25 protein-coding genes are annotated in these 19,383 nt (G+C 69.6%); 14 read left to right on the top strand and 11 right to left on the bottom strand.

The annotated features are described in order from the left end of the window. Positions 1 to 90: 90 nt before the first annotated feature. Positions 91 to 984: a bifunctional methylenetetrahydrofolate dehydrogenase/methenyltetrahydrofolate cyclohydrolase gene (locus HHUB_RS07930; RefSeq protein WP_059057093.1), complete on the top strand. Its 894-nt coding sequence runs from the start codon at positions 91 to 93 to the stop codon at positions 982 to 984. A gap of 70 nt (positions 985 to 1,054) precedes the next feature. Here the strand turns inward: HHUB_RS07930 and HHUB_RS07925 are convergent, their stop codons facing one another. The 3 genes from HHUB_RS07925 to HHUB_RS07915 all read right to left on the bottom strand — a co-directional run bounded on the left by HHUB_RS07925 (position 1,055) and on the right by HHUB_RS07915 (position 3,113). After that, complete coding sequence (locus HHUB_RS07925; protein WP_059057092.1) at positions 1,055 to 1,651, bottom strand: hypothetical protein; 597 nt, start codon at positions 1,649 to 1,651, stop codon at positions 1,055 to 1,057. Next, positions 1,648 to 2,334, bottom strand: a complete 687-nt coding sequence (locus HHUB_RS07920) for a hypothetical protein (RefSeq protein WP_059057091.1) — start codon at positions 2,332 to 2,334, stop codon at positions 1,648 to 1,650. Before HHUB_RS07920 ends, HHUB_RS07925 begins: the two co-directional genes overlap by 4 nt. Positions 2,335 to 2,402: 68 nt before the next feature. Further along, a complete protein-coding gene (locus HHUB_RS07915) occupies positions 2,403 to 3,113 on the bottom strand; it encodes a DUF7117 family protein (protein WP_059057090.1) in 711 nt (236 codons plus the stop codon). Positions 3,114 to 3,212: 99 nt separating this feature from the next. Here HHUB_RS07915 and HHUB_RS07910 point away from each other — a divergent pair, with 99 nt between their 5' ends. After that, positions 3,213 to 4,496, top strand: coding sequence for an alpha/beta hydrolase family protein (locus HHUB_RS07910; RefSeq protein ID WP_059057089.1), 1,284 nt, complete (start codon positions 3,213 to 3,215; stop codon positions 4,494 to 4,496). A 1-nt stretch (position 4,497) separates the two neighbouring features. Here the strand turns inward: HHUB_RS07910 and HHUB_RS07905 are convergent, their stop codons facing one another. Further along, on the bottom strand, positions 4,498 to 5,412 hold the full coding sequence (locus HHUB_RS07905; protein ID WP_059057088.1) for a glycosyltransferase: 915 nt from the start codon (positions 5,410 to 5,412) through the stop codon (positions 4,498 to 4,500). Between the two features lie 190 nt (positions 5,413 to 5,602). Here HHUB_RS07905 and HHUB_RS17630 point away from each other — a divergent pair, with 190 nt between their 5' ends. Genes HHUB_RS17630 through HHUB_RS17065 form a run of 3 tightly spaced genes read left to right on the top strand, consistent with a single transcriptional unit; the run spans position 5,603 to position 7,179 of the window. Further along, positions 5,603 to 6,052 carry a DUF7528 family protein gene (locus HHUB_RS17630; RefSeq protein WP_082687205.1) on the top strand — a complete coding sequence of 150 codons (450 nt, stop codon included), beginning with the start codon at positions 5,603 to 5,605 and terminating at the stop codon, positions 6,050 to 6,052. A 31-nt stretch (positions 6,053 to 6,083) separates the two neighbouring features. Continuing rightward, positions 6,084 to 6,995 (top strand): DUF1028 domain-containing protein, encoded by a 912-nt coding sequence (locus HHUB_RS07895; protein ID WP_059057086.1) that lies wholly within the window; start codon positions 6,084 to 6,086, stop codon positions 6,993 to 6,995. Positions 6,996 to 7,032: 37 nt separating this feature from the next. Further along, complete coding sequence (locus HHUB_RS17065) at positions 7,033 to 7,179, top strand: hypothetical protein (protein ID WP_169793401.1); 147 nt, start codon at positions 7,033 to 7,035, stop codon at positions 7,177 to 7,179. Between the two features lie 298 nt (positions 7,180 to 7,477). On the opposite strand, the gene HHUB_RS07890 is transcribed toward HHUB_RS17065, so the two are convergent. From HHUB_RS07890 to HHUB_RS07880, 3 genes are all read right to left on the bottom strand, one after another. Further along, complete coding sequence (locus tag HHUB_RS07890) at positions 7,478 to 7,684, bottom strand: cold-shock protein (protein ID WP_059057085.1); 207 nt, start codon at positions 7,682 to 7,684, stop codon at positions 7,478 to 7,480. Between the two features lie 111 nt (positions 7,685 to 7,795). Continuing rightward, positions 7,796 to 9,388 (bottom strand): SLC13 family permease, encoded by a 1,593-nt coding sequence (locus HHUB_RS07885; RefSeq protein WP_059057084.1) that lies wholly within the window; start codon positions 9,386 to 9,388, stop codon positions 7,796 to 7,798. 63 nt (positions 9,389 to 9,451) lie between these two features. After that, positions 9,452 to 9,697, bottom strand: coding sequence for a hypothetical protein (locus tag HHUB_RS07880; protein ID WP_059057083.1), 246 nt, complete (start codon positions 9,695 to 9,697; stop codon positions 9,452 to 9,454). Between the two features lie 176 nt (positions 9,698 to 9,873). Here HHUB_RS07880 and HHUB_RS07875 point away from each other — a divergent pair, with 176 nt between their 5' ends. Together HHUB_RS07875 and HHUB_RS07870 are read left to right on the top strand one after the other, a co-directional pair. Continuing rightward, positions 9,874 to 10,152 (top strand): PadR family transcriptional regulator, encoded by a 279-nt coding sequence (locus HHUB_RS07875; protein WP_058983503.1) that lies wholly within the window; start codon positions 9,874 to 9,876, stop codon positions 10,150 to 10,152. A 2-nt stretch (positions 10,153 to 10,154) separates the two neighbouring features. Continuing rightward, positions 10,155 to 10,397, top strand: coding sequence for a hypothetical protein (locus HHUB_RS07870; protein WP_059057082.1), 243 nt, complete (start codon positions 10,155 to 10,157; stop codon positions 10,395 to 10,397). Here the strand turns inward: HHUB_RS07870 and HHUB_RS07865 are convergent, their stop codons facing one another. Then, complete coding sequence (locus HHUB_RS07865; protein ID WP_082687204.1) at positions 10,398 to 11,549, bottom strand: AI-2E family transporter; 1,152 nt, start codon at positions 11,547 to 11,549, stop codon at positions 10,398 to 10,400. Between the two features lie 97 nt (positions 11,550 to 11,646). Here HHUB_RS07865 and HHUB_RS07860 point away from each other — a divergent pair, with 97 nt between their 5' ends. Together HHUB_RS07860 and HHUB_RS07855 are read left to right on the top strand one after the other, a co-directional pair. Beyond that, the gene (locus tag HHUB_RS07860; RefSeq protein ID WP_238323938.1) at positions 11,647 to 12,951 is read left to right on the top strand and encodes an MgtC/SapB family protein; all 1,305 of its coding nucleotides are present in this window, start codon (positions 11,647 to 11,649) and stop codon (positions 12,949 to 12,951) included. Positions 12,952 to 13,016: 65 nt separating this feature from the next. Beyond that, positions 13,017 to 14,393 carry a class-III pyridoxal-phosphate-dependent aminotransferase gene (locus HHUB_RS07855; protein ID WP_059057081.1) on the top strand — a complete coding sequence of 459 codons (1,377 nt, stop codon included), beginning with the start codon at positions 13,017 to 13,019 and terminating at the stop codon, positions 14,391 to 14,393. On the opposite strand, the gene HHUB_RS07850 is transcribed toward HHUB_RS07855, so the two are convergent. Together HHUB_RS07850 and HHUB_RS07845 are read right to left on the bottom strand one after the other, a co-directional pair. After that, complete coding sequence (locus HHUB_RS07850) at positions 14,394 to 14,810, bottom strand: plastocyanin/azurin family copper-binding protein (protein WP_059057080.1); 417 nt, start codon at positions 14,808 to 14,810, stop codon at positions 14,394 to 14,396. Positions 14,811 to 14,867: 57 nt separating this feature from the next. Further along, complete coding sequence (locus HHUB_RS07845) at positions 14,868 to 15,182, bottom strand: hypothetical protein (protein WP_059057079.1); 315 nt, start codon at positions 15,180 to 15,182, stop codon at positions 14,868 to 14,870. Positions 15,183 to 15,276: 94 nt separating this feature from the next. On the opposite strand from HHUB_RS07845, the gene HHUB_RS07840 reads away from it, so the two are divergent. Further along, positions 15,277 to 16,194 (top strand): HhH-GPD family protein, encoded by a 918-nt coding sequence (locus HHUB_RS07840; RefSeq protein WP_059057078.1) that lies wholly within the window; start codon positions 15,277 to 15,279, stop codon positions 16,192 to 16,194. 63 nt (positions 16,195 to 16,257) lie between these two features. Continuing rightward, on the top strand, positions 16,258 to 17,265 hold the full coding sequence (locus tag HHUB_RS07835) for a sodium:calcium antiporter (protein ID WP_059057077.1): 1,008 nt from the start codon (positions 16,258 to 16,260) through the stop codon (positions 17,263 to 17,265). Positions 17,266 to 17,289: 24 nt separating this feature from the next. Here HHUB_RS07835 and HHUB_RS07830 read toward each other — a convergent pair whose 3' ends face one another. Continuing rightward, complete coding sequence (locus tag HHUB_RS07830; RefSeq protein ID WP_059057076.1) at positions 17,290 to 17,718, bottom strand: universal stress protein; 429 nt, start codon at positions 17,716 to 17,718, stop codon at positions 17,290 to 17,292. A 112-nt stretch (positions 17,719 to 17,830) separates the two neighbouring features. Between HHUB_RS07830 and HHUB_RS07825 the strand changes: the two genes are divergently transcribed. From HHUB_RS07825 to HHUB_RS07815, 3 genes are read left to right on the top strand one after another with little or no spacing between them, the layout of a single operon-like run. Next, positions 17,831 to 18,418, top strand: a complete 588-nt coding sequence (locus tag HHUB_RS07825; protein ID WP_059057075.1) for a thymidine kinase — start codon at positions 17,831 to 17,833, stop codon at positions 18,416 to 18,418. A gap of 1 nt (position 18,419) precedes the next feature. Further along, positions 18,420 to 19,058, top strand: a complete 639-nt coding sequence (locus tag HHUB_RS07820; protein ID WP_059057074.1) for a YIP1 family protein — start codon at positions 18,420 to 18,422, stop codon at positions 19,056 to 19,058. Between the two features lie 51 nt (positions 19,059 to 19,109). After that, the gene (locus HHUB_RS07815) at positions 19,110 to 19,346 is read left to right on the top strand and encodes a hypothetical protein (RefSeq protein WP_370683880.1); all 237 of its coding nucleotides are present in this window, start codon (positions 19,110 to 19,112) and stop codon (positions 19,344 to 19,346) included. Positions 19,347 to 19,383 lie beyond the last annotated feature (37 nt).

Raw genomic sequence — 19,383 nt, 5'->3', positions numbered from 1 at the left:
GTTGGGCGTTCGTGAATATTCTTCACGGACGAACCGCTGTTTTGTGCACGAACCGCCGAATTGAAGGCGGGCGAGCGCGGAGTTTCCGTCATGACGAGTATCATCGACGGGAACGCCGTCGCCGCCGACATCCGGGAGGAACTCGCGGACTCCGTGGCGACGCTGAAGGACGCCGGCGTCACGCCGCGGCTCGCGACCGTCCTGATGAACGACAAGCAGGCCAGCGAGACGTACGTCTCGATGAAACAGCGCGACTGCGAGGAGATCGGCATCGCCGCCGAGGACGTCCGCATCGACTCCGACGCGCCCGCCGAGGAGCTGTTCGACACGGTCGCGGAGCTCAACGCCCGCGAGGACGTCCACGGCATCCTCGTGCAGGACCCGACGCCCGACCACGTCCCCGACGAGCGCGTGCTGTCGGCGGTCGATCCCGCGAAGGACGTGGACGGCTTCCACCCCGAGAACGTCGGGAAGCTCGTCGCCGGGAACGCGCGCTTCAAGCCCTGCACGCCCCACGGCATCCAGAAGCTCCTCGAAAGCGAGGGCGTGGACACCGAGGGCAAGGAGGTCGTCGTGGTCGGCCGCTCGAACATCGTCGGGAAGCCGCTCGCGAACCTCCTCGTGCAGAAGGGCGCGGGCGGCAACGCCACCGTCACCGTCTGTCACAGCCGCACCGACGACCTCGCCGCGCACACGCGCCGCGCGGACGTCGTCGTCGCGGCCGCCGGCGTCACCGAACTCGTGGACGGCTCGATGCTCTCGGAGGGCACCGTCGTCGTCGACGTCGGCATCAACCGCGTGGACGCCGACACCGAGAAGGGCTACGAGCTCGTCGGCGACGTCGAGTTCGAGAGCGCCAAGGAGAAGGCCAGCGCCATCACGCCCGTTCCCGGCGGCGTCGGCCCGATGACGCGCGCGATGCTGCTCTACAACACCGTGAAGGCCGCCGGCGAGCAGACCGGCGTCGACGTGACGCTTCCCTGACCGCGAGTTCGTCGCTCCCTCTACTGTCTGCGGCGCTGCTCGCCCCGACTTCTCGATGGGGGCGCTCGTCTCACTCGGTGTTCCAGGACACGATGCCCGTTCCGAGGTAGTAACCGACGTCGCTGTCCGTGCTCCGGATGCCGGCGAACCCGAAGGTGTACTCCCCGCTCGTCGGTTCGTCGTGGAGCGCGAACGACGACGCGTTCCCGTCGGCGCCCGCCGTCACGTAGACCGCCTCGCCGGGTTCCAGGCGCACGTCGGTCGTGAGGGTCGCCGCCCGTTCGGGCGGGCGGAGGCCGCTCCTCGCGTTACGCGGCTCGCCGCTGCGGACCTCCCCGCGGAGGGGTTCGTTCCTCGCGAAGACGTCCAGCGAGGTGTTCGCGGGGAGGGCCGCTCCGCCCGTGTTCCGGAGTTCGACCGCGCGGCCGTCCTCCACTATCGACACCGAGAGCTGCGGAATACCGTCTATCCAAGCGGGCGGCCCCGTCCACTCCACGCCCGTCTGCAGTGAGACGTTCCACGCGTAGCGCTCCTCGGTGCCGTCGTCGGCACTCTGAGTGGTCGACGACGTAGCCTCGTAGACGGCCCCGTCGGGCGTGACGAGCACTCGGCCGTCGAAGTCCGTCATCGAATCTGCGGCGTCGCCCGAGGCGTCGTCGGCGGTCAACTCGACGAGTGTCCGGTCACCGCGCTCGACGGTGCCGTTGACGCTGTAGTTGCCAGATGAAGCGGGGTCCCCAGGTCGGTGCGTCGGCCGAATACCTCACCCCCTGGCTTGTACGTTTCGAGGAGGTAGGTGACGTTCTGGAAGCCCCGGTGGACCGTCCCCAGTTCGGGGCGGGTCGAGGCGTACACCCGGCTGTAGCCGCGCGACCCGTTCCAGTAGGTCTCCTCGACGACTCTGCCCCCGTCGCTGGTGTTCTCGTCGCGGCTGCTGTAGAACGGCGTCCCGTCGGCCCCGTGGCCGTAGGTTCGGGAAACGGTCTGGTTCGGACCGGTCATCTCGTAGGTGAACACCACGGAGGCGTTCGCCGTCGCGGCGAAGTGCGCGTCCAGCAGCGCGGAGACGTTCGCGAGCGTGCCGTTCTCGGCGACGCCCGGCGGGTACTGCTCGACGCTGACGTCCGGCGACCACGTGCCGCTCCCGGTATCGACGCCGGTCGAACTGGCGGGAACTTCGGGCTCCGGAGCGGGCGCGTCGTCAGCGGTGGTCGTGGTCGCGGCACCCGTGGTAGCCGCGTCACTGCTCGTGGCTGTGCTGCTCGGTCCCGTGCCGCCGCTACAGCCGGCCGTGACGAGGAGGAGGGCGATGCAGACGGCGAGAGCCGTCCGTCGTGTCGGAGACCTCATAAGATGAATCAACGACGCTGACTACTAAAAGAAATGCGGTGGCCCGCCCCAGCCTCGAAACGTCCGAGCTACCGCGTCAAGGCGTCCAGACGGGTGCGCGCCCGCTCGACGCCCGACTCGTCGCCGCGGAGCGCGTCCGCGATGGCGCGCGTCGCTTCGACCAGTCGCTCCGAGTCCTCGGGAGCCACGTCGCCGTCCAGCGCCTCCACGCGCTTGGCGTGGTCGCGGAGGCGTTCGAGCAGTCCGCGCTCGGGTTCGGGCACCTCGCCGCCGCAGTACGTCCGCACGTCCGTCCGGTAGTGGTCGACCGCCGCCGCGTACGCGAGTCCGCGAACCGCCCGCAGGGCTTCGGGCACTTCGTCGGGCGCGGGCCGCTGGCCGTCCTCGGCGCCGTTCAACAGCGCGAGCACGTAGCGCTCCGCGTCGTCGCTGGTGCGGAGCGCGTCCCCGAGCAGGACCGCCGCGCGCCGCAGTTCCTGCGCCGCGAGGTAGGTGTCGTCGAGGTCGAGGAGGTCGCCGCCAGAGACGAACCCCCGGGACTGGCAGTAGTCGCGGCACGCGTCCGCCGCGGGGTCGAGCGCGCCGCGCAGGTCGCCGTCGGCGGCGGCCTCGCGGGCGGCCGAGAGGTCGAGGTCGGCGTTCCCGTCCGTGTGCGTGCTGCGCTCGCCGACGCCGACACTTCGCATGCTCCCGCAGTCGGGGCACTCCACGCTCCCCGTCTCGTAGTACGACCACCGCGTCCCACACGATTTGCACTCCCGTTCGCCGCGCACGTCCATGCGTCGCCTTTGGGGGGCGCGCGGCAAAACACCCGTGTCTCGCGCTCCATTGTCACACCACCAACCTATTTGCCGCGGACTCGTCAACGATCCGTCCAGATGGCTCTCGAAACCAACACGGTCCGCGAGACCGCCCGCGAGTTCGCCGTCCGCGTGGCGGACGGCGACCCCGCGGCCGCCGCCGACCTGCTCTCCGACGACGGCCGGGAGGCGGTCGTCGACGCCTACCCCGACGGCTTCGGCGACGTCTCCGACGCCGAGGACGCCCTCGAACAGTTCTGGTACGGGCTCTACGGCGAGTACGGCGACTTCGAGGGCGTCGAGACGCTGGCAGTCGAGGCGCCGTGCGCGCTCGCCGAGCTGGGGTTCGCGGACGGTACGCAGACGCTGGAGTTGGGCGTCGAGGACGGCGCCGTCGTCGCGTTCTCGCTGCCGACCGCCCACGAGCCGCCCGCGTACGCGGACCTCGACGCGTTCGACGAGCGCGAGGTGACCGTCGATGCCGACGACGTCGCCCTCGACGGCGTGCTCGCGGTCCCGGACGGAGACGGGCCGTTCCCGGGCGTCGTGCTCGTCCATGGCGCGGGCATCCACGACCCCGACGGCGGCCTCTCGAACGTTCTCAAAGACTTCGCGTGGGGGCTGGCGACCGAGGGCGTCGCCGTCCTCCGGTACGCGAAGCGCTTGCGCGACCACGACGTCCCCGCCGAGGAGTACACGCTCGACAACGTAGTCGTGGACGACGCGGTCGCCGCGGTCGACGAACTCGCGGCGACCAACGCGGTGAGCGAGGACAGCGTGTTCGTCGCCGGCCACAGTCAGGGCGGGACCGCCGCCCCGCGAATCGCGGACCGGCACGGCGGCGTCGCGGGCGTCGCGAACCTCGACGGCGCCGTCCAGCAGGTCAGCGACCCGGAGACGCCGGTGCTCCGGTACGAGTTCGAGCCCGACGGCGACCTCTCCGACGAACAGGAAGCCGAACTGGCGGCGCTCCGCGAGCAACTGCGCCGCGTCGCGGACGGCGACTACGACCCCGACGAGGAGGTGTTCGGGCGGCCGGGCCGGTGGCACGACAGCCTCCGGGAGTACGACGCCGGCGCGACCGCCGAAGCGCTGGACGCGCCCGCGTTCGTGGCGACGTCGGGGCGCGCCGACCCCGACGTTCAGCCGGAGCTCGTGACGTTCCACGAGCAGCGGTACGCGGCGTGGAACGAACTCGACCTCCCCAAGGAGAGTCGCGTGGAGCGCTACCCCGAGGTCGGCCACTACTTCAGGGACGCCCACGAGCCGACGACGATGGCGCACCTCTACTTCGCGGACAACGTCGCCGGCGAGGTCGTCGCTGACCTCGCGGCGTGGGTCGAATCGGTCGCGGACGCGTAGCTCAGTCCTCGACGACCTCGACGTCGAACTTCCCGCGCCAGCGGTAGCGCCGGCCGCCCCAGACGAACGTCCGGCGCGCGTGCGCGTAGACGCCGAGCGGAATCGCCGCCAGCGCCGCGGGGTACGCGAGCAGCGCGGTCCAGCGGCGAACCCCGAACGCCGCGTAGACGCCCGCGACGAACCCGGTGAGGCCGACCGCGGCGGACAGCGGCGCGAACAGGCACGCGAGGGAGAGCGCGAGCGTCACCAGCGCCGTGACGACGTGCCCGCCGGGGTCGTGGGTGGCGACGATTTTCGTGAACCGGACGTGGCGCTCCAGCGTCCGCCGGAGCGTGCCGCCGACTTCGACGCGGCGCGCGCGCCGCAGCGGCGTGACATCGAGGCGCTCGGCGAGCAGGCCGTCGTCGCTGACCGTCCGGCGGAGGTCCGCGAGGAACGCATCGGCGTCGAGGTCGTCGCGCTCGAAGGCGACCGCGCCCGCCCACGCCTGGTCGGCCGCGTAGACGCCGAGCGTGCCGCCGAGCGCGTAGACGGGTTCCAGCAGCTTCGACAGCGGGTCGCGGCCGACGAAGAACGGGAGCTCGGAGACGGGACCGTGGCGCTCGTAGTCGGCGTTGAGCGTCGCCAGCCAGTCCGGCGGGTGGTGGAAGTCGTCGTCGGTCCACACGATGCGGTCGTGCGCGGCGGCCTCCATCCCCGCGGCGATAGCGTTGGCCTTCCCCGAACACGCCTCGGGCTCGCCGGCGAACACGAGGGCAGTCTGGTCGGGGAGGTCGCCCGCGCGCTCGGCGACCGGGTCCGCCTCGGTGTCGCAGACGACCAGCAGTTCGTCCTCGGGGCGGAGCTGGGACGCTACCTCCTCGCAGGCCGGAGTCCACTCAACGGTCGGCAACAGGACGGTCGTCGGCGGCGCCATGCGTCGGTGTTCCCGGAGTCGGATGAAAAATTGAACGGCGGCCCGGCGTCGAGTCGTGGCACGCGGTCGGACAGGTGGGTCTGTCCCACCACCGGAGTTAACTGGGTGTGTCCGCAATCACCGCTCACGATGCCGAGTCAGAATCTGACGACGCCGGCAGCCGAGGATAGAGTAAGCCACGGCGACGTGGCTGGTCGAGAAATCCGACCGCTCGCCTGACCACCACGTCGAGCGCCGCGGCAGCCGGGTCGCCGTCACCGTCGGCGACGAGGAACTGCTTCTCTCCCGCGAGGCCGCCGCCGAGCTACGCGACTCGCTGGACGACGCGCTGACATCCCGGGAGGCGTTCGTGAACACCGTCGGCGTCCACCGCGCGGACGGCAGCTACGTCGTGGAGCGGCGGGGCGCCGATTCCGCCGGCAACCGCAAGGTGTTCGACTCCTTCGACGCGCTGGCGCGGCTCTGGCAGCGCCTGCCCGCGGAGTTCACCGCCGACGACCTCTCCACTACGGGGTTGACGGCGGGCCGCCGACACATGGTGCTGTGGCACCTCGTCGAGCACCCCGGGTTCGCCGTCGAACTCGCGAGCAGACAGCCGCTGACCGCCGAGAAGACGGCAACGGAGGTGGTCGAGCCGTAGGCTTTTGCCCGCGGGCGGCCACCTGCCGGCCATGACGTTCTCCATCGTCGCGTGCGACCCCGAGACCGACGCGGTCGGGGTCGCCGTGCAGTCGAAGTTCGTCGGCGTCGGCGCTGTCGTCCCGTTCGCCAGCGCCGACGCGGGCGCCATCGCCACGCAGAGCTTCGCGAACGTCGCGTACGGCCCGGACGGCCTCGACCTGCTCCGCGACGGCTACTCGGCCGACGAAGTAATCGAGCGACTCACCGCCGACGACGAGGACGCTCCGCAGCGGCAGGTCGGAATCGTGGGACAGGACGGCTCGGTGGCGGCGTTCACGGGCGAGGAGTGCTTCGACCACGCCAGCGACCGGCAGGGCGAGCACTACACCGTGCAGGGGAACATTCTGGAGAACCGCGAGACCGTGGACGCGATGGCCGACACGTTCAAGGCGACCGACGGCGGCCTCCCGGAGAAGCTCATCGCGGCACTGCACGCGGGCAACGAGGCGGGCGGCGACCAGCGCGGCGAGCAGTCCGCGGCGCTGTACGTCGCCAAGCCCGAGGGCGGCTACGACGGCGGGAACGACCGCTGGATCGACGTGCGCGTGGACGACCACGAGCACCCAATCGACGAGCTGGAGCGCGTGTTCCGCGTCTACGACGTCACGCTCCTCGAACGCGAGGACCCCGAACAGTACCGCGAACTCGACGGAGAGACGGCCGAAGCCGTCGAGGAAGCGCTCGCGGACCTCGGGTTCTACGACGGCACGCCGTCCGGCGACTTTGGGGACGAGGCGCGGGAGGCGTTAGAGGCGTTCCGCGGGATGAACAACTTCGAGAACCACGACCTCGACGCGCTGGAGGACGCGCTCGCCCGCGGCTGGGACGACGCCGACGGCGACGGCGAGGAGAAGCTGGTGAACGCCATCTGGCACGGGCTCTCGCGCCTCGACCGGCAGTAACACGGCAATTGATACGGCCGGCGCTCCGACGGTCGGTATGCGCAGCGAGGACGAGATCCGCGAGCAGTACGAGTTTCTCGCCGAACAGCTCGACTCCGAGGAGATGAACCACGAGGGCGTCCGCGAGATGTTCACGTACTACCGGCGCGCGCTCGGCTGGGTGCTCGAAGAAGAGCACATGTAGCGGCAGCCGTTACTGCCGGGGATAGGTTTATTATCGTCGCCCGTTTTGACCCAAGTGACGCTTCGCTTTGGAGGGCCGAAGCGTCAGCGGGGACCAATTCAGGGCGGCTGCGGGGCCGACTTTTCGGCTCCGCATCCTTTTCCGTTGCATCGAACTCGAAGCCACAGCGCCGCGGATGTCGCTCACGAGTCGCTGTCGTAGTTCGTTGTATCGCGTGCAGAGCCGCCGCTCGGACGCGTAATCGGCGAAAAATTCGGGAGTGTCGGCTGTCGCTGTGAGCTACAGGTGAATCGTCAGATTACAGTCGGACGACGTTCGCCGCGCGCGGGCCCTTCGGGGAGGATTCGATGTCGAACTCCACCTCGGTGCCCTCGGTGAGGTCTTCGCCGCCGACGTCTTCCATGTGGAAGAACACGTCTTCGTCGTCGTCGAGGTCGCCGTCGTCAGTCGAAATGAAACCGTAGCCGCCAGTGTCGTTGAAGAAGTCAACGTTGCCTGCTGCCATTACGACCAGAGAGAGACGCGTTACACGGATAACAGTTCCGAGAGGTAAGGTAGCACGGCCGTCGCGGAGTCCCACCGCGACGAGTCCGCCGAAGCGGGGCGTCCGGCCGGGCTACCAGAGGAACATCGGCCAGACGAACTGGAACAGCACCCAGATGAACAGCGTCAGCACCGCGGTCATGAGGAGGTTGAGGACGACGCCGGCGCGCATCATGTCGCGCTGTTCGAGGTAGCCGGAGCCGAACACGATGGCGTTGGGCGGCGTCGCGACCGGGAGCGCGAACGCGAAGCTCGCGGCGATGGCGCCGCTGACCGAGAGGAAGATGGCGGCGGACTCCTCGGCGAGCCCGAGCGTCGCGGCGAGGATGCCGCCGATGGAGACGAGCACGGGCACGATGATGGTGGCGGTGGCGGTGTTGGAGGTCATCTCGGTGAGGAAGATGACCAGCAGGACGACGGCGGCGACGATGACGACGATGGGGAGGCCGGTGAGCGAGCCGAAGATGGTCTCGGCAATCCAGCGCGTCGCGCCGCTGTTCGCGAACCCGGAGGCCAGCGAGAGGCCACCGCCGAACAGGAGGATGGTCCCCCAGTCGATGTCCACGAGGTCCTCCCACTCGGTGGTGTCCGCGAGGACGAGCGTGGGGATGGCGTAGAGGCCGACCATCACGTAGTACAGCAGGCCCTGGTAGCCGCCCTCGGTGCCGAACAGCGTCGGGCCGCTGCCGCCGAACAGCGTGGTGTGGAGGACGTTCGCGGTGTCGGTGCTGAGGCCGACGGTCTCGAACAGCCACCAGACGGGGCCGCCGAGGCCGCCCAGCACCCAGAGGCCGGCGGTCGCGGTGAAGATGTACGCGACGCGGCGGCCGCGCGTGCTCAGCTCGCCCTCCTCGCGGAGGTAGCGCCGCGCTTCCTCGCGGGCGCCGCTGACGTCCTCGATTTCCGGCGGGAACAGCCAGTACGTGAGGACGTACCAGACGATTGGGAGCGTGACGGCGACGATGGGGAGGCCGATGAGCAGCCAGTCGGCGAACCCGATTTCGTAGCCGAGCTGGTCGTTGAGGACGCCCGCGACGACGGCGTTCGGCGGCGTGCCGATGAGCGTGCCGACGCCGCCGACGCTGGCGCCGTACGCGGTCCCGAGGAGGGTCGCGACCTGGACGTTCGTGGTGAGGTCGTCGTCACCGGCCTCGGTGAGTTCGTCGCGGCCGACGACCTGCGCGAGCACGCCGACCGCGATGGGCGTCATCATCGCGCTGGTGGCGGTGTTCGAGACCCACATCGAGAGGATGGCCGTCGCGACCATCACGGCGAGGATGAGCTTGCGGGGGCTGGAGCCCATGCGCGCCATGATGTACAGCGCGATGCGGCGGTCGATGTCGTACTTCTGGAGCGCGTTCGCGAGCATGAACCCCGCGATGAACAGGAAGATGAGGTGGTCGGCGAACGGCGCGAGCGCGTCGTCGAGGTCGCCGAACACGCCGAACGCGGTCAGCAGCGCGGGAATCGAGAGCGCGGTGACCGCCAGCGGGAGCGCGCCGGTCACCCAGAGCACGCCCGCGAACGCCATCGTGGCGATGGCGTACTTCCCTTCGAGTGCGAGGCCTTCGGGGGTCGGTGCGAGCGCGATGACGGCGGTGACTGCGAGCGCGAGCCCGAACACCGCGAGCCGTCCGCGCGTCGAGCGAACGTCCATCTGTATCATTGATACACGACCACTGGCGACTGCTATCGTTAATGATTAACGGATTTACTTCGGCGGGGCAGCTCAGAAGTGCTCGACGAGGACGGCCACCTGCTCGTCGTCGAGTTCGGCCGCGTAGAGGGCGAACAGTTCGCGGCGGCGGTCCGCGGAGAGGCCGCGGTTCCCGCCTTCGAGCATCGAGACGTGGGCCTGCTGGAGGTCCGGGACTTCCCGCTCGACGTCGCGCTGGCTGAAGTCGGCGGCGACGCGGAGCAGTCGCCACGCTGTCGGGGAGACGTCCGCGAGGTCGTGGGCGTCCGCGCCGGCCATGTGAGCGTGTCGCCGGCCGGCCGGCATAAAGTTCGGGGGACCGCCGCGACCCCGCTCCCGGAGTCACCGATTTCGACATGTCACTTCGGTACAGGCCGGGCAGTTGTCGGCAACCGCCATCGCAATCCCCTACGCTTATGCTCTACCAGTCGAAAAACGTAACGAGAGTAATACATATGTACGACCTGACAGGGTTTCAACGAGACCTCCTCTACGTCGTCGCCGGACTGGACGAGCCCCACGGCCTCGCCATCAAGGAAGAACTCGAGGAGTACTACGAGTCCGAGATTCACCACGGCCGCCTCTACCCCAACCTCGACACGCTCGTGGACAAGGGCCTCGTGGACAAGGGCCAGCTCGACCAGCGCACCAACTACTACACGCTCACTCGCCGCGGCCGCCGCGAAATCGCCGCGCGCCGCGAGTGGGAACAGCAGTACGTCGACCTCGACTAGCCGTGGTCTCCTCGCGGACCGCCACCGCCGCCGCGGGCGTGCTCGCGAGTCTCGCCGTCAGCGTCGCCGCGTGGGTCGTCTTCGACGTCGCCGTCTTCTTCCTCGCGGTCCCGCTGATTCCGCTGTTGTTCCGGCGACGCACCGAGGAACCCACCGTCTACGAGTGTCCAGAGTGCGGGTTCCGAACGCGCGACCCCGAGTTCGCGTACTGCCCGCGCGACGGCACCGGCCTCGAAGCGCGCTGACTAGGACTCCTCGGCTTCTCCCTCCGACTCGAACTCCGAGACGTGGGTCTGCTCGCCCTCGTCGGCGGTCAGCACGTCCCCGCCGAGCGCTTCCGGGGAGATTTCCTCGCCGGCCAGCAGCTCCGGGAGCACGAGCCGGGCGAAGTGAACGACGAACACGAGCGCGAGCGGGCCGAGGAACAGTCCGTACCAGCCCCACAGCAGCGGCCCGAAGACGTACGACAGAATCACCAGCCCGAGGTGGATGTCCCGGCCGGAGACGTACGGCCGCAACAGCAAGTCGGGGATGAAGTCCACGACCACTGCGGCGACGGCGACGAACACTGCGACGAACCCGTACCCCGTGCCGCTCTGGAACGCGACGAACGCCAGCCACCCCGCCAGCGGCATCCACACGAGCTTGATGCCGACGACCGGAACGAGGCTCGCGATGCCCGTGATGAGCCCGAACAGCACCGGGTAGGGGATGGCGATGCCCGCCGGGGAGAGCGCGTCCAGCGTCCCGTACGACACCGCGGCGATGACGCCGGTGGCGAACGCGAAGACGATGTTCCCGAAGAACACCGTCGAGAGGTCGCGGTCGACCGCCCGCGCGTACGCCTCCGCGACGCCGCTGCCGTCCGTGAACCGGCGCTGGAACCAGCCGCCGAGCCGGTGGTCGTCCCGGAGCAGGTAGAACGCGACGATGACGACCGCGAACAGGTGGACGAACAGCGTCCCGAGGAACCCGACGTACTGCAAGGCGTTGCTCGCCGTCGACGCCAGCGCCTCCTGCACGGACGGCTGATTCAGGAACGCCTGCGGGTCCTGCACGATGGTTGAGACGTCGAGGTAGGGGTCGAGGAGCGTTTCGACGTGCCCGAGGTCGACGTTCTGCGCGTCCACGAACCGCTCCAGCTCCTGCAGGCCGACTGCGGTGGTGTAGGCGACGACCAGCATCGCGGGCAGCGCCAGCGTCACCAGCGCCACCACCGCCCGAATCGTCGGCCGGGGAATCCAGCGTTCGAGCCGGCGGTAGACCGGTCGCGTCGCGTAGTAGATGAAGATACCGAGCACGAACGTCCCGAGGAACGAGTAGACGGTGAACGCGAGCACGCCGCCGAGTACGGCGGCGCCCGCCCACCACGCGAGCCGACCGCGGTCGAAGTCCATTACGTACGCTACCGGCGGGCCGACGCAAAAAGATTCGCCAGCCATCAGGTCGGAGCGAGCCCGCAACTTTTTGCCCGCCGACGGTGAACGGCCGAGAGTGCCCGGTATCTTCGAGTCGCTGGCGGACGTTCCGGTGGACAGCCGTGTCGTCCGCCTCGCGCTGTCGGTCGCGCTCGGGCTGTTCATCGGCCTCGAACGCGAGTGGGCCCAGAAGGCGGCGGGCATCCGCACGTTCGCGCTCGTCAGCGTCCTCGCCACCATCTTCACCGAAGTGGACACGGAGCGCTGTGCGGACGCCGCGGGCGTCTGCCCGCCGTACCTCTCCAGCGTCGGCGCGGCGTTCGTCATCGTCGTCACGGGCGTCCTGATGGTCTCGGGGATGCGCGACGAGGACGAGGGACTGCACCTGACGACCGCGGTGAGCCTGATGGTGGCGTACGGCGTCGGCGTGCTCGTCGCCGTCGACGCGGTGCTGCCCGCGACCGTCGTCGCCGTCACGAGCTCCGTCCTGCTGGTGTTCAAGCGCGAGCTCCACGGGTTCGCGTGGGGGCTCTCCCGGGAGGAACTGCGCTCGACGTTCGAGTTCGCGATTCTGGCGTTCGTCGTCTACCCCCTGTTGCCGGCCGGCACGGTGTCGCTGGGGTCCGGGCCGTACGCGGTCAGCATCGAACCGCGCGTGGTCTGGCTGATGGTCGTGTTCGTCGCCGGCATCGGCATCGTGAACTACGTCGTCGTGAAGACCTACGGCGGCCGCGGCATCGCCGTCACGGGCTTCTTCGGCGGGCTGGCGTCCTCGACGGCGGTCGTCGGCACGATGCTCGACCACGTCGGCCAGCGCGCGGAGGCGGCGTCGTACGCGGTCGCGGGCGTCCTGTTGGCGAACGCCGCGATGGCGCTGCGGAACCTCCTCATCGTCGTCGTGTTCACGCTCTCGACGGGCGTGCTGGTGTCCGCGACCGTCCCGCTGGTGGTCATCGTCCTCGGCTGCGTCGGCGTCGCGGCGGCCACCGCCGACTGGACGACGCGCGTCGAGATGGAGCTGGAGAGCCCGTTCTCGATGCGGAACGCGCTGGCGTTCGGCGCGATGTTCCTCGTCGTCGTGGTCGCCGGCGGGCTCGCGCAGACCCAGTTCGGCTCCGCGGGCCTCTACGCGACCGCCATCCTCTCCGGGCTCGTGTCGAGCGCGGGCGCGACCACCTCCGCCATCGTGCTCTACCGCACGGGCGCAATCTCGGAGACTGCCGCCACCGTCGCCGTGCTGCTGGCGACCGCCTCCTCCATCGGCGTGAAGGTCGCGCTCACGGCGACCAGCGACAACCGCTCGTTCGCGTACCGCGTCGCGGGGTACAGCGTGGTCCTGCTCGTCGCGGGCGGGGTCGCGACCGCCGCCGTCGCGCTCTGAGGCGCGGTGAAGCTTGCCTGAACCGTAACGAATCGCTTTTGTCGGCGGCCCGGGCAACCACTACCATGGACAGGGAGACCGCCGAGCCGAGCGTCCGGAGCCTGCCCGGCGAGAAGGCCCAGCAGTGGGTTCAGTACCACCACGAGCACGCCGCCCCCAGCACCTACGTCTACGAGTTCGTCTGGGACATCACCGAGGACGCCGCCGGCCCGTTCTGCCGTGACGTGGACGGCAACGTCCTCATGGACTTCACGAGCCACGTCGCGGCGGCGCCGTTCGGCTACAACAATCCCAAGATTATGGACCGCTTGGAGGAGTTCGACGTCGTGGACCCCTCGAAGATTGCGGGGCAGGACTTCTACGCCAGCGGCGGCTGGCCGCCCGAGGACGCCGACGTGCCGACCTCGACCCAGTTGCTCCACCGGCTCACGGACATCACCGAGGAGTACGACCTCGACACGGTCTTCCTCTCGAACACGGGCGCGGAAGCCATCGAGAACGCCATCAAAATCTGTTACGCGAACGGCGGCCACCGCGCGTTCACGTTCGACGGCGCGTTCCACGGGCGCACGCTCGGCGCGCTCTCACTGAACCGCTCGAAGGCCGTCCACCGCACCGGCTACCCCGAAATCGGCGGCGTCGTCTCCGCGCCGTACTGCTCCTGCGAGGGCGACTGCGAGTGCGGGTGGAAGACCAACGGCCCCGGCGGGAACGTCCTCGCGGACAAGCTCCACCCCGAGCGCGGTGTCATCGACCCCGAGGAGGTGGCCTACCTCGTCCTCGAACCCCAGCAGGGCGAGGGCGGCTACCGCGTCCCCAGCGACGAGTTCGCCGACGACGTCGCCGAGATTCAGCAGACCCACAACATCCCCGTCATCGCCGACGAGATTCAGTCCGGGCTCGGCCGCACGGGCGAACTCTGGGGCGTGGACCACACCAGCATCGACCCCGACGTCATCACCTCGGCGAAGGGCCTGCGCGTCGGCGCGACCGTCGCCAGCGAGGACCTCTTCCCCGACGAGACCGGGCGGCTCTCCTCGACGTGGGGCGCGGGCGACCTGCTCGCGGCCGCACAGGGCGTCGCCACCATCGACGCCATCACCAGCGACGGCGTGCTGGACAACGTCACCGAGCGTGGTCGGCAGGTCAAGGAGATTCTCGCGGACGACGCGCCCGGCTTCGTCGTTGACGTGCGCGGGAACGGCCTGATGCTCGGCGTCGAGTTCGACACCAAGGACCGCCGCGAAGCCGTCGTGAAAGCTTGCCTGGAGCGGGGGCTGCTGTTGCTCGGCTGCGGCTACAAGACGCTGCGCATCCTCCCGCCGCTGGACGTCACGGAGCGCGAAATCGACGTCGCGATGGACGTCTTCCTCGACGCCCTCGACGACCCGAAAGTCACGAAGGCCGGGCCCTCGACGGGCCACAGCGACGACGTGCAGTAACTACTCCTCGACGACGACTGCGCCGGTCATCCCCTGCGTCTGGTGGGGCGTGCAGACGTACTCGTAGCGGCCCGGCACCTCGAACGTGTACTCGAAGGAGAAGCCGCGCTGCTCGATGGTCTCGTGGCCCGACCAGTCGGCGTCCGCGGGCTGGCTCGACACGGCGACGTTGTGCGTCCCGGACAGCCACACGAACCGCACGGTCGTCCCCGTCGAAATCGTGAGTTCCTCGGGGTCGAAGACGTAGTTCCCGTCCGGGCCGACTTCGACGACTTCCGTGCCCTCGGGGGCGTCCAGCGCTTCGATGTCCTCGTCACCATCGCCGCCACCGCCACCGCCGAGACAGCCGGCGAGCGCCGCCGTCGCGCCGATGCCAGCGGTCGCGCGCAGTACGTCGCGTCGCGTTCGGTCTCGCATGCCTCGTCGTCAGTGCGTCGGGAATTTAACAGGACCGCATTCCGTCGGCGTCCCGTGTCAGAACTGGTAGCGGCGGTCGTCGTCGGGCTGCTGGACCGACGTGCCGCCGGTCATCTCGTCGAAGGTCATCCCGGAGAGGTACTCGTCGTACGTGACGTCGTACGTCGAGCGCAGGTGGAAGTCGAGGCGGCCGGACTCGGTGGTGGACTGGAACAGCAGGTGAATCGCGCGCCGCAGCAGCTCGTCCGTGTCGGCGTCCAGCGCCGCGCCCAGCATCGCCAGCTCCTGGCGGCTCTCGCGGTCGAGGAACGCGTAGTCGTCGAGGTCGTCGTACGCCAGTTCCACGTCGGTTTCGAGGTCGTCGAGGCTCATACGCGGGACGTGTGCTGGCGCCGCCATACGCCTTTTCGTTGGGCGTCCGGGCCGAACCACCACCCCTAAGCGCGCGAGTTTCCAAGCCCCGGCCATGACTGAGGGCGAGGGGGAGTACGCGCTCCCCGGCGACGCCGACGCCGTCCGGGACGCGCTCGTGGCGTGGTACGAGGACGGCCACCGGGACTTCCCGTGGCGGCGCACCGACGACCCGTACGCAATCTTGGTCTCGGAGGTGATGAGCCAGCAGACCCAGCTCTCCCGCGTCGAGGACGCCTACCACGCGTTCCTCGAGAAGTGGCCGACGACCGCCGGCCTCGCGGCCGCTGACCGCGCCGACGTGGTGGGGTTCTGGTCGGCGAACAGCCTCGGGTACAACAACCGCGCGAAGTACCTCCACGAGGCCGCCCAGCAGGTCGAGAACGACTACGGCGGCGAGTTCCCCGAGACACCGGACGAACTCTCGGAGCTGATGGGCGTCGGCCCGTACACCGCCAACGCCGTCGCGTCGTTCGCGTTCAACAACGGCGACGCCGTGGTGGACACGAACGTCAAGCGCGTGCTCTACCGCGCGTTCGACGTGCCGGACGACGACGCGGCCTTCGAGGAAGCCGCGAACGAACTCATGCCCGACGGGGAGTCCGAGGTCTGGAACAACGCCATCATGGAGTTGGGTGGCGTCGCGTGCGGGAAGTCGCCGAACTGCGACGACGCCGGCTGTCCGTGGCGGGAGTGGTGTGCGGCGTACGCCTCCGGGGACTTCTCCGCGCCGGACGTCCCCGAGCAGTCCACCTTCGAGGGGAGCCGCCGGCAGAAGCGCGGGCGAGCGGTCGGCGCGCTCCGCGAGCACGGCGAACTCGAACTCGACGAACTCGGGCCGCGGGTCCGCGTGGACTACGGCGGCGACACCGGCCGCGAGTGGCTCCGCGGGCTGCTCGAAGACCTCGCCGACGACGGCCTCGTGGAACTCGAAGACCGCGGCGAGGAGACGGTCGCGCGCCTCGCGGCGTGAACGCTCGCCGACTTGCCTCGGAGGGAGAACGAATAACCGACCGCCGACTGTACGCCACTGTCAATGTCAGGGGTTCTCGTTCCGCTGGCGCTCGTCGTCGCCGGCACCGCCGTCATCTGGAAGGGGAGCAGCTTCTTCGAGCGCGCCGCCGAGCGCCTCAGCAGGTACTACGGCCTCCCGGTGGCCGTCCACGGCGCCATCGTCGTCGCGGTCGGGTCGAGCTTCCCCGAGATTAGCTCCATCGTCGTCAGCACGGTCGTCCACGGCGAGTTCTCGCTGGGCGTCGGCGCCATCGTCGGGAGCGCCATCTTCAACCTCCTCGTGATTCCCGCGCTGTCGGCGTTCTCAAGCGAGGAGCTGACGACCACGCGGGACATCGTCCACAAGGACGCGCAGTTCTACGTCATCTCCATTCTCGTCCTCTTCCTCGTGTTCGCGCTCGGCGCGACCTACGTCCCGGGCGGCACGAACCGCGCGGCAATCCTCACGCCGTCGCTCGCCGTCATCCCACTGGCGACGTACGGCGTCTACGTCTTCCTCCACCAGCAGGACGCCACCGAGCACGTCCCCGAGCCGGCGCCGGACGTGCGCCCGCGCCGCGAGTGGGCCACGCTCGCGGTCGCGCTCGTCGTCATCGGCGTCGGCGTCGAGGGAATCGTGCGCGCCGCGCTCTCGTTCGGCGCGACGTTCGACACCCCGACGTTCCTCTGGGGGGTCACTGTCATCGCCGCCGCGACCAGCCTCCCGGACGCCATCGTCAGCGTCCGCGCCGCGAAGAACGACGAGAGCGTCACAAGCGTCACGAACGTCCTCGGCAGCAACACGTTCAACCTCCTCGTCGCCATTCCGCTGGGCGTCCTGCTCGCGGGCACCGCCACCATCGACTTCCGCGTCGCGGTGCCGACGATGGGCTTCCTGGCGTTCGCGACGCTGGTGTTCGTCGTCACCACCCGCACTCACCTCGAACTCAGCGACCGCGAGGCCGTCGGCTTCCTCCTGCTGTACGCGGTCTTCCTCGCGTGGATGGGCCTGGAGTCGTTCGGCGTCATCGAGACCGTCCGCGGAATCTGACCGCGGGCGGACCGCCGCGCCCGACTACTCCTCGTCCTCCCTGACCGTCAGCACGGGCACGTCCGACGTGCGGACGATGCGCTCGGTGACGCTCCCGAGCAGCGCGCGGTCGAGCCCGCGGCGGCCGTGGGTCCCCATCACGACCACGTCGATTCCCTCGTCCTCGACGTACTGGAGGATGGTCTCGTAGGCGCCGCCCTTCATCACGACGCCGACGGCCTCCACGTTCAGGTCGCCGGCCTTCTCGACGACCTCGTCGACGACCGACTGCCCCTCCTCGGCCAGCGGGTCCACCACGTCGTCCTCGAACGTGACGGTGCTGTACTCGGTGGTGTCCGCGACGTAGAGGACGTGCAGGCGGGCGCCGTAGCGGTCCGCGAGCTCGATTGCGTGCGGCACCGCGGCGTCCGCGGCGCCGCTCCCGTCGGTCGGCAACAGGACGTCGTCGTACATACGCCCCGAGAGGGAAGCCCGCACAAAATAGGTGCGGGTGAATTCCTGCCTGCTCGTAATCGACGCCCCAGATGAGCAAGCGTTTTGCCCTGCGACCGCCCCCGTTGTGAGCATGCACGCGATTACGAACTCCGGGTGGGTCGAGGTCATCACGGGGTCGATGTTCTCCGGGAAGACGGAGGAGCTGCTGCGGCGGCTCCGGCGCGCGGAAATCGCGGGCCAGTCGGTCGCGGCGTTCACGCCCGCCATCGACGACCGGTACGGCGAGGCGACGCTGGGCTCGCACGCCGGCCGGACGTGGGAGGCGACGGTCGTCGACACCACCGCGGAGGGCGTCTCGAAGATTCCCAGCCACCTCAACGGCGAGGAGGTCGTCGCCATCGACGAGGCGAACTTCTTCCCCGGCGAACTCGTGGAGGTCTGTCAGAACCTCGCCAGCGACGGCCGCCGGGTCGTCGTCTCCGGCACCGACCAGACGTTCCGCGGGGAGCCCTTCGACCCCATCCCGCAGCTGATGGCGGTCGCCGAGTACGTCGAGAAGTTCCAGGCCATCTGCACGCAGTGCGGCGAGCCCGCGACCCGGAACCAGCGGCTCATCGAGGGCGAGCCAGCCCACTACGACGACCCCACCATCATGGTCGGCGCGGAGGAGTCCTACGAGGCACGGTGCCGGAACTGCCACGTCGTCGAGCGGGACTGAGATGACGACGTGGGTCGAGCCGGAGGGCGGCCGCGAGCGCGGGCCACTCGGCCTCGCGAAGGCGTTCACGCAGGTGCTCGTGAACCCGGCGACGTTCTTCGAGGAAGCGGTCTCGCCGGGCGACCAAGCTCCCGGACTGGTGTTCGCGATGGCGGTCGTACTCGTCTCGCAGGGGACGCGGCTCGCGCTCGACCCCGGACGCGCGCTGGCGTTCTCTGCGCCGACGTGGCTGGCCGCCGTCCTCACGCTCGCGCTCGCCGTCCTCCTGATTGCGCCCGCCGCGCTGCACGCGCTCTCCGCCGCCGAGACGCTCGCGCTGGCGGCCGTCGCGCCCGACCGCGGCGGCGTCAGCGAGACCGTGCAAGTGCTCGCGTACGCCAGCGCGCCCTGCGCGTTCGTCGGCGTCGGCGTCCCGGTCGTCACGTTCGCCTGCGGGCTGTGGGCGTTCGCGCTGCTCGTCGCCGGCACGCGAATCGTCCACGACACGACGCTCGCACGCGCCGCGGCCGCCGCGGTCGTCCCCGGCGCGCTCGCGTACGGCTCCGGGTTCGGCTGGTTCGCCGCGACCGCGGCGCTGTTCCCGTGGGCGGCCGACTACGTGCCGACGGTCGGGCGAGCCGCCGCAGTGCTCGGAGTTTAGTACGTCCGCCGCGAACCCCGGCGCGTGCTCAACGTCAACTTCTCCGACCTCATGTTCGAACTCAAGGACGGCGCCGTCAAGCACGTCGGCCCGTCGAACGCGTCCGCGGACGCGAAGCTCTTCGACGTCGAATCCGCGCAGGCCCGCGAGTTCGGCGACAAGCGCGTCAAGCTCGTCTTCGAGGACGACAGCGGCAACGAAGTGCAGGTCGCGCTGTTCCCCGAGGACGTCCGCGACGTCGTCGACGACGTGGACGCGCTGGAGGGCGACAGCCCGGTTTTCGAGTAGCTCGCGGCCGCGAGCGAACCCCCGCGCGACCGGCGAG

It is taken from the genome of Halobacterium hubeiense (assembly GCF_001488575.1).
Taxonomy (GTDB): Archaea; Halobacteriota; Halobacteria; order Halobacteriales; family Halobacteriaceae; genus Halobacterium; species Halobacterium hubeiense.
This window is presented reverse-complemented; position numbering and strand designations above follow the sequence as displayed.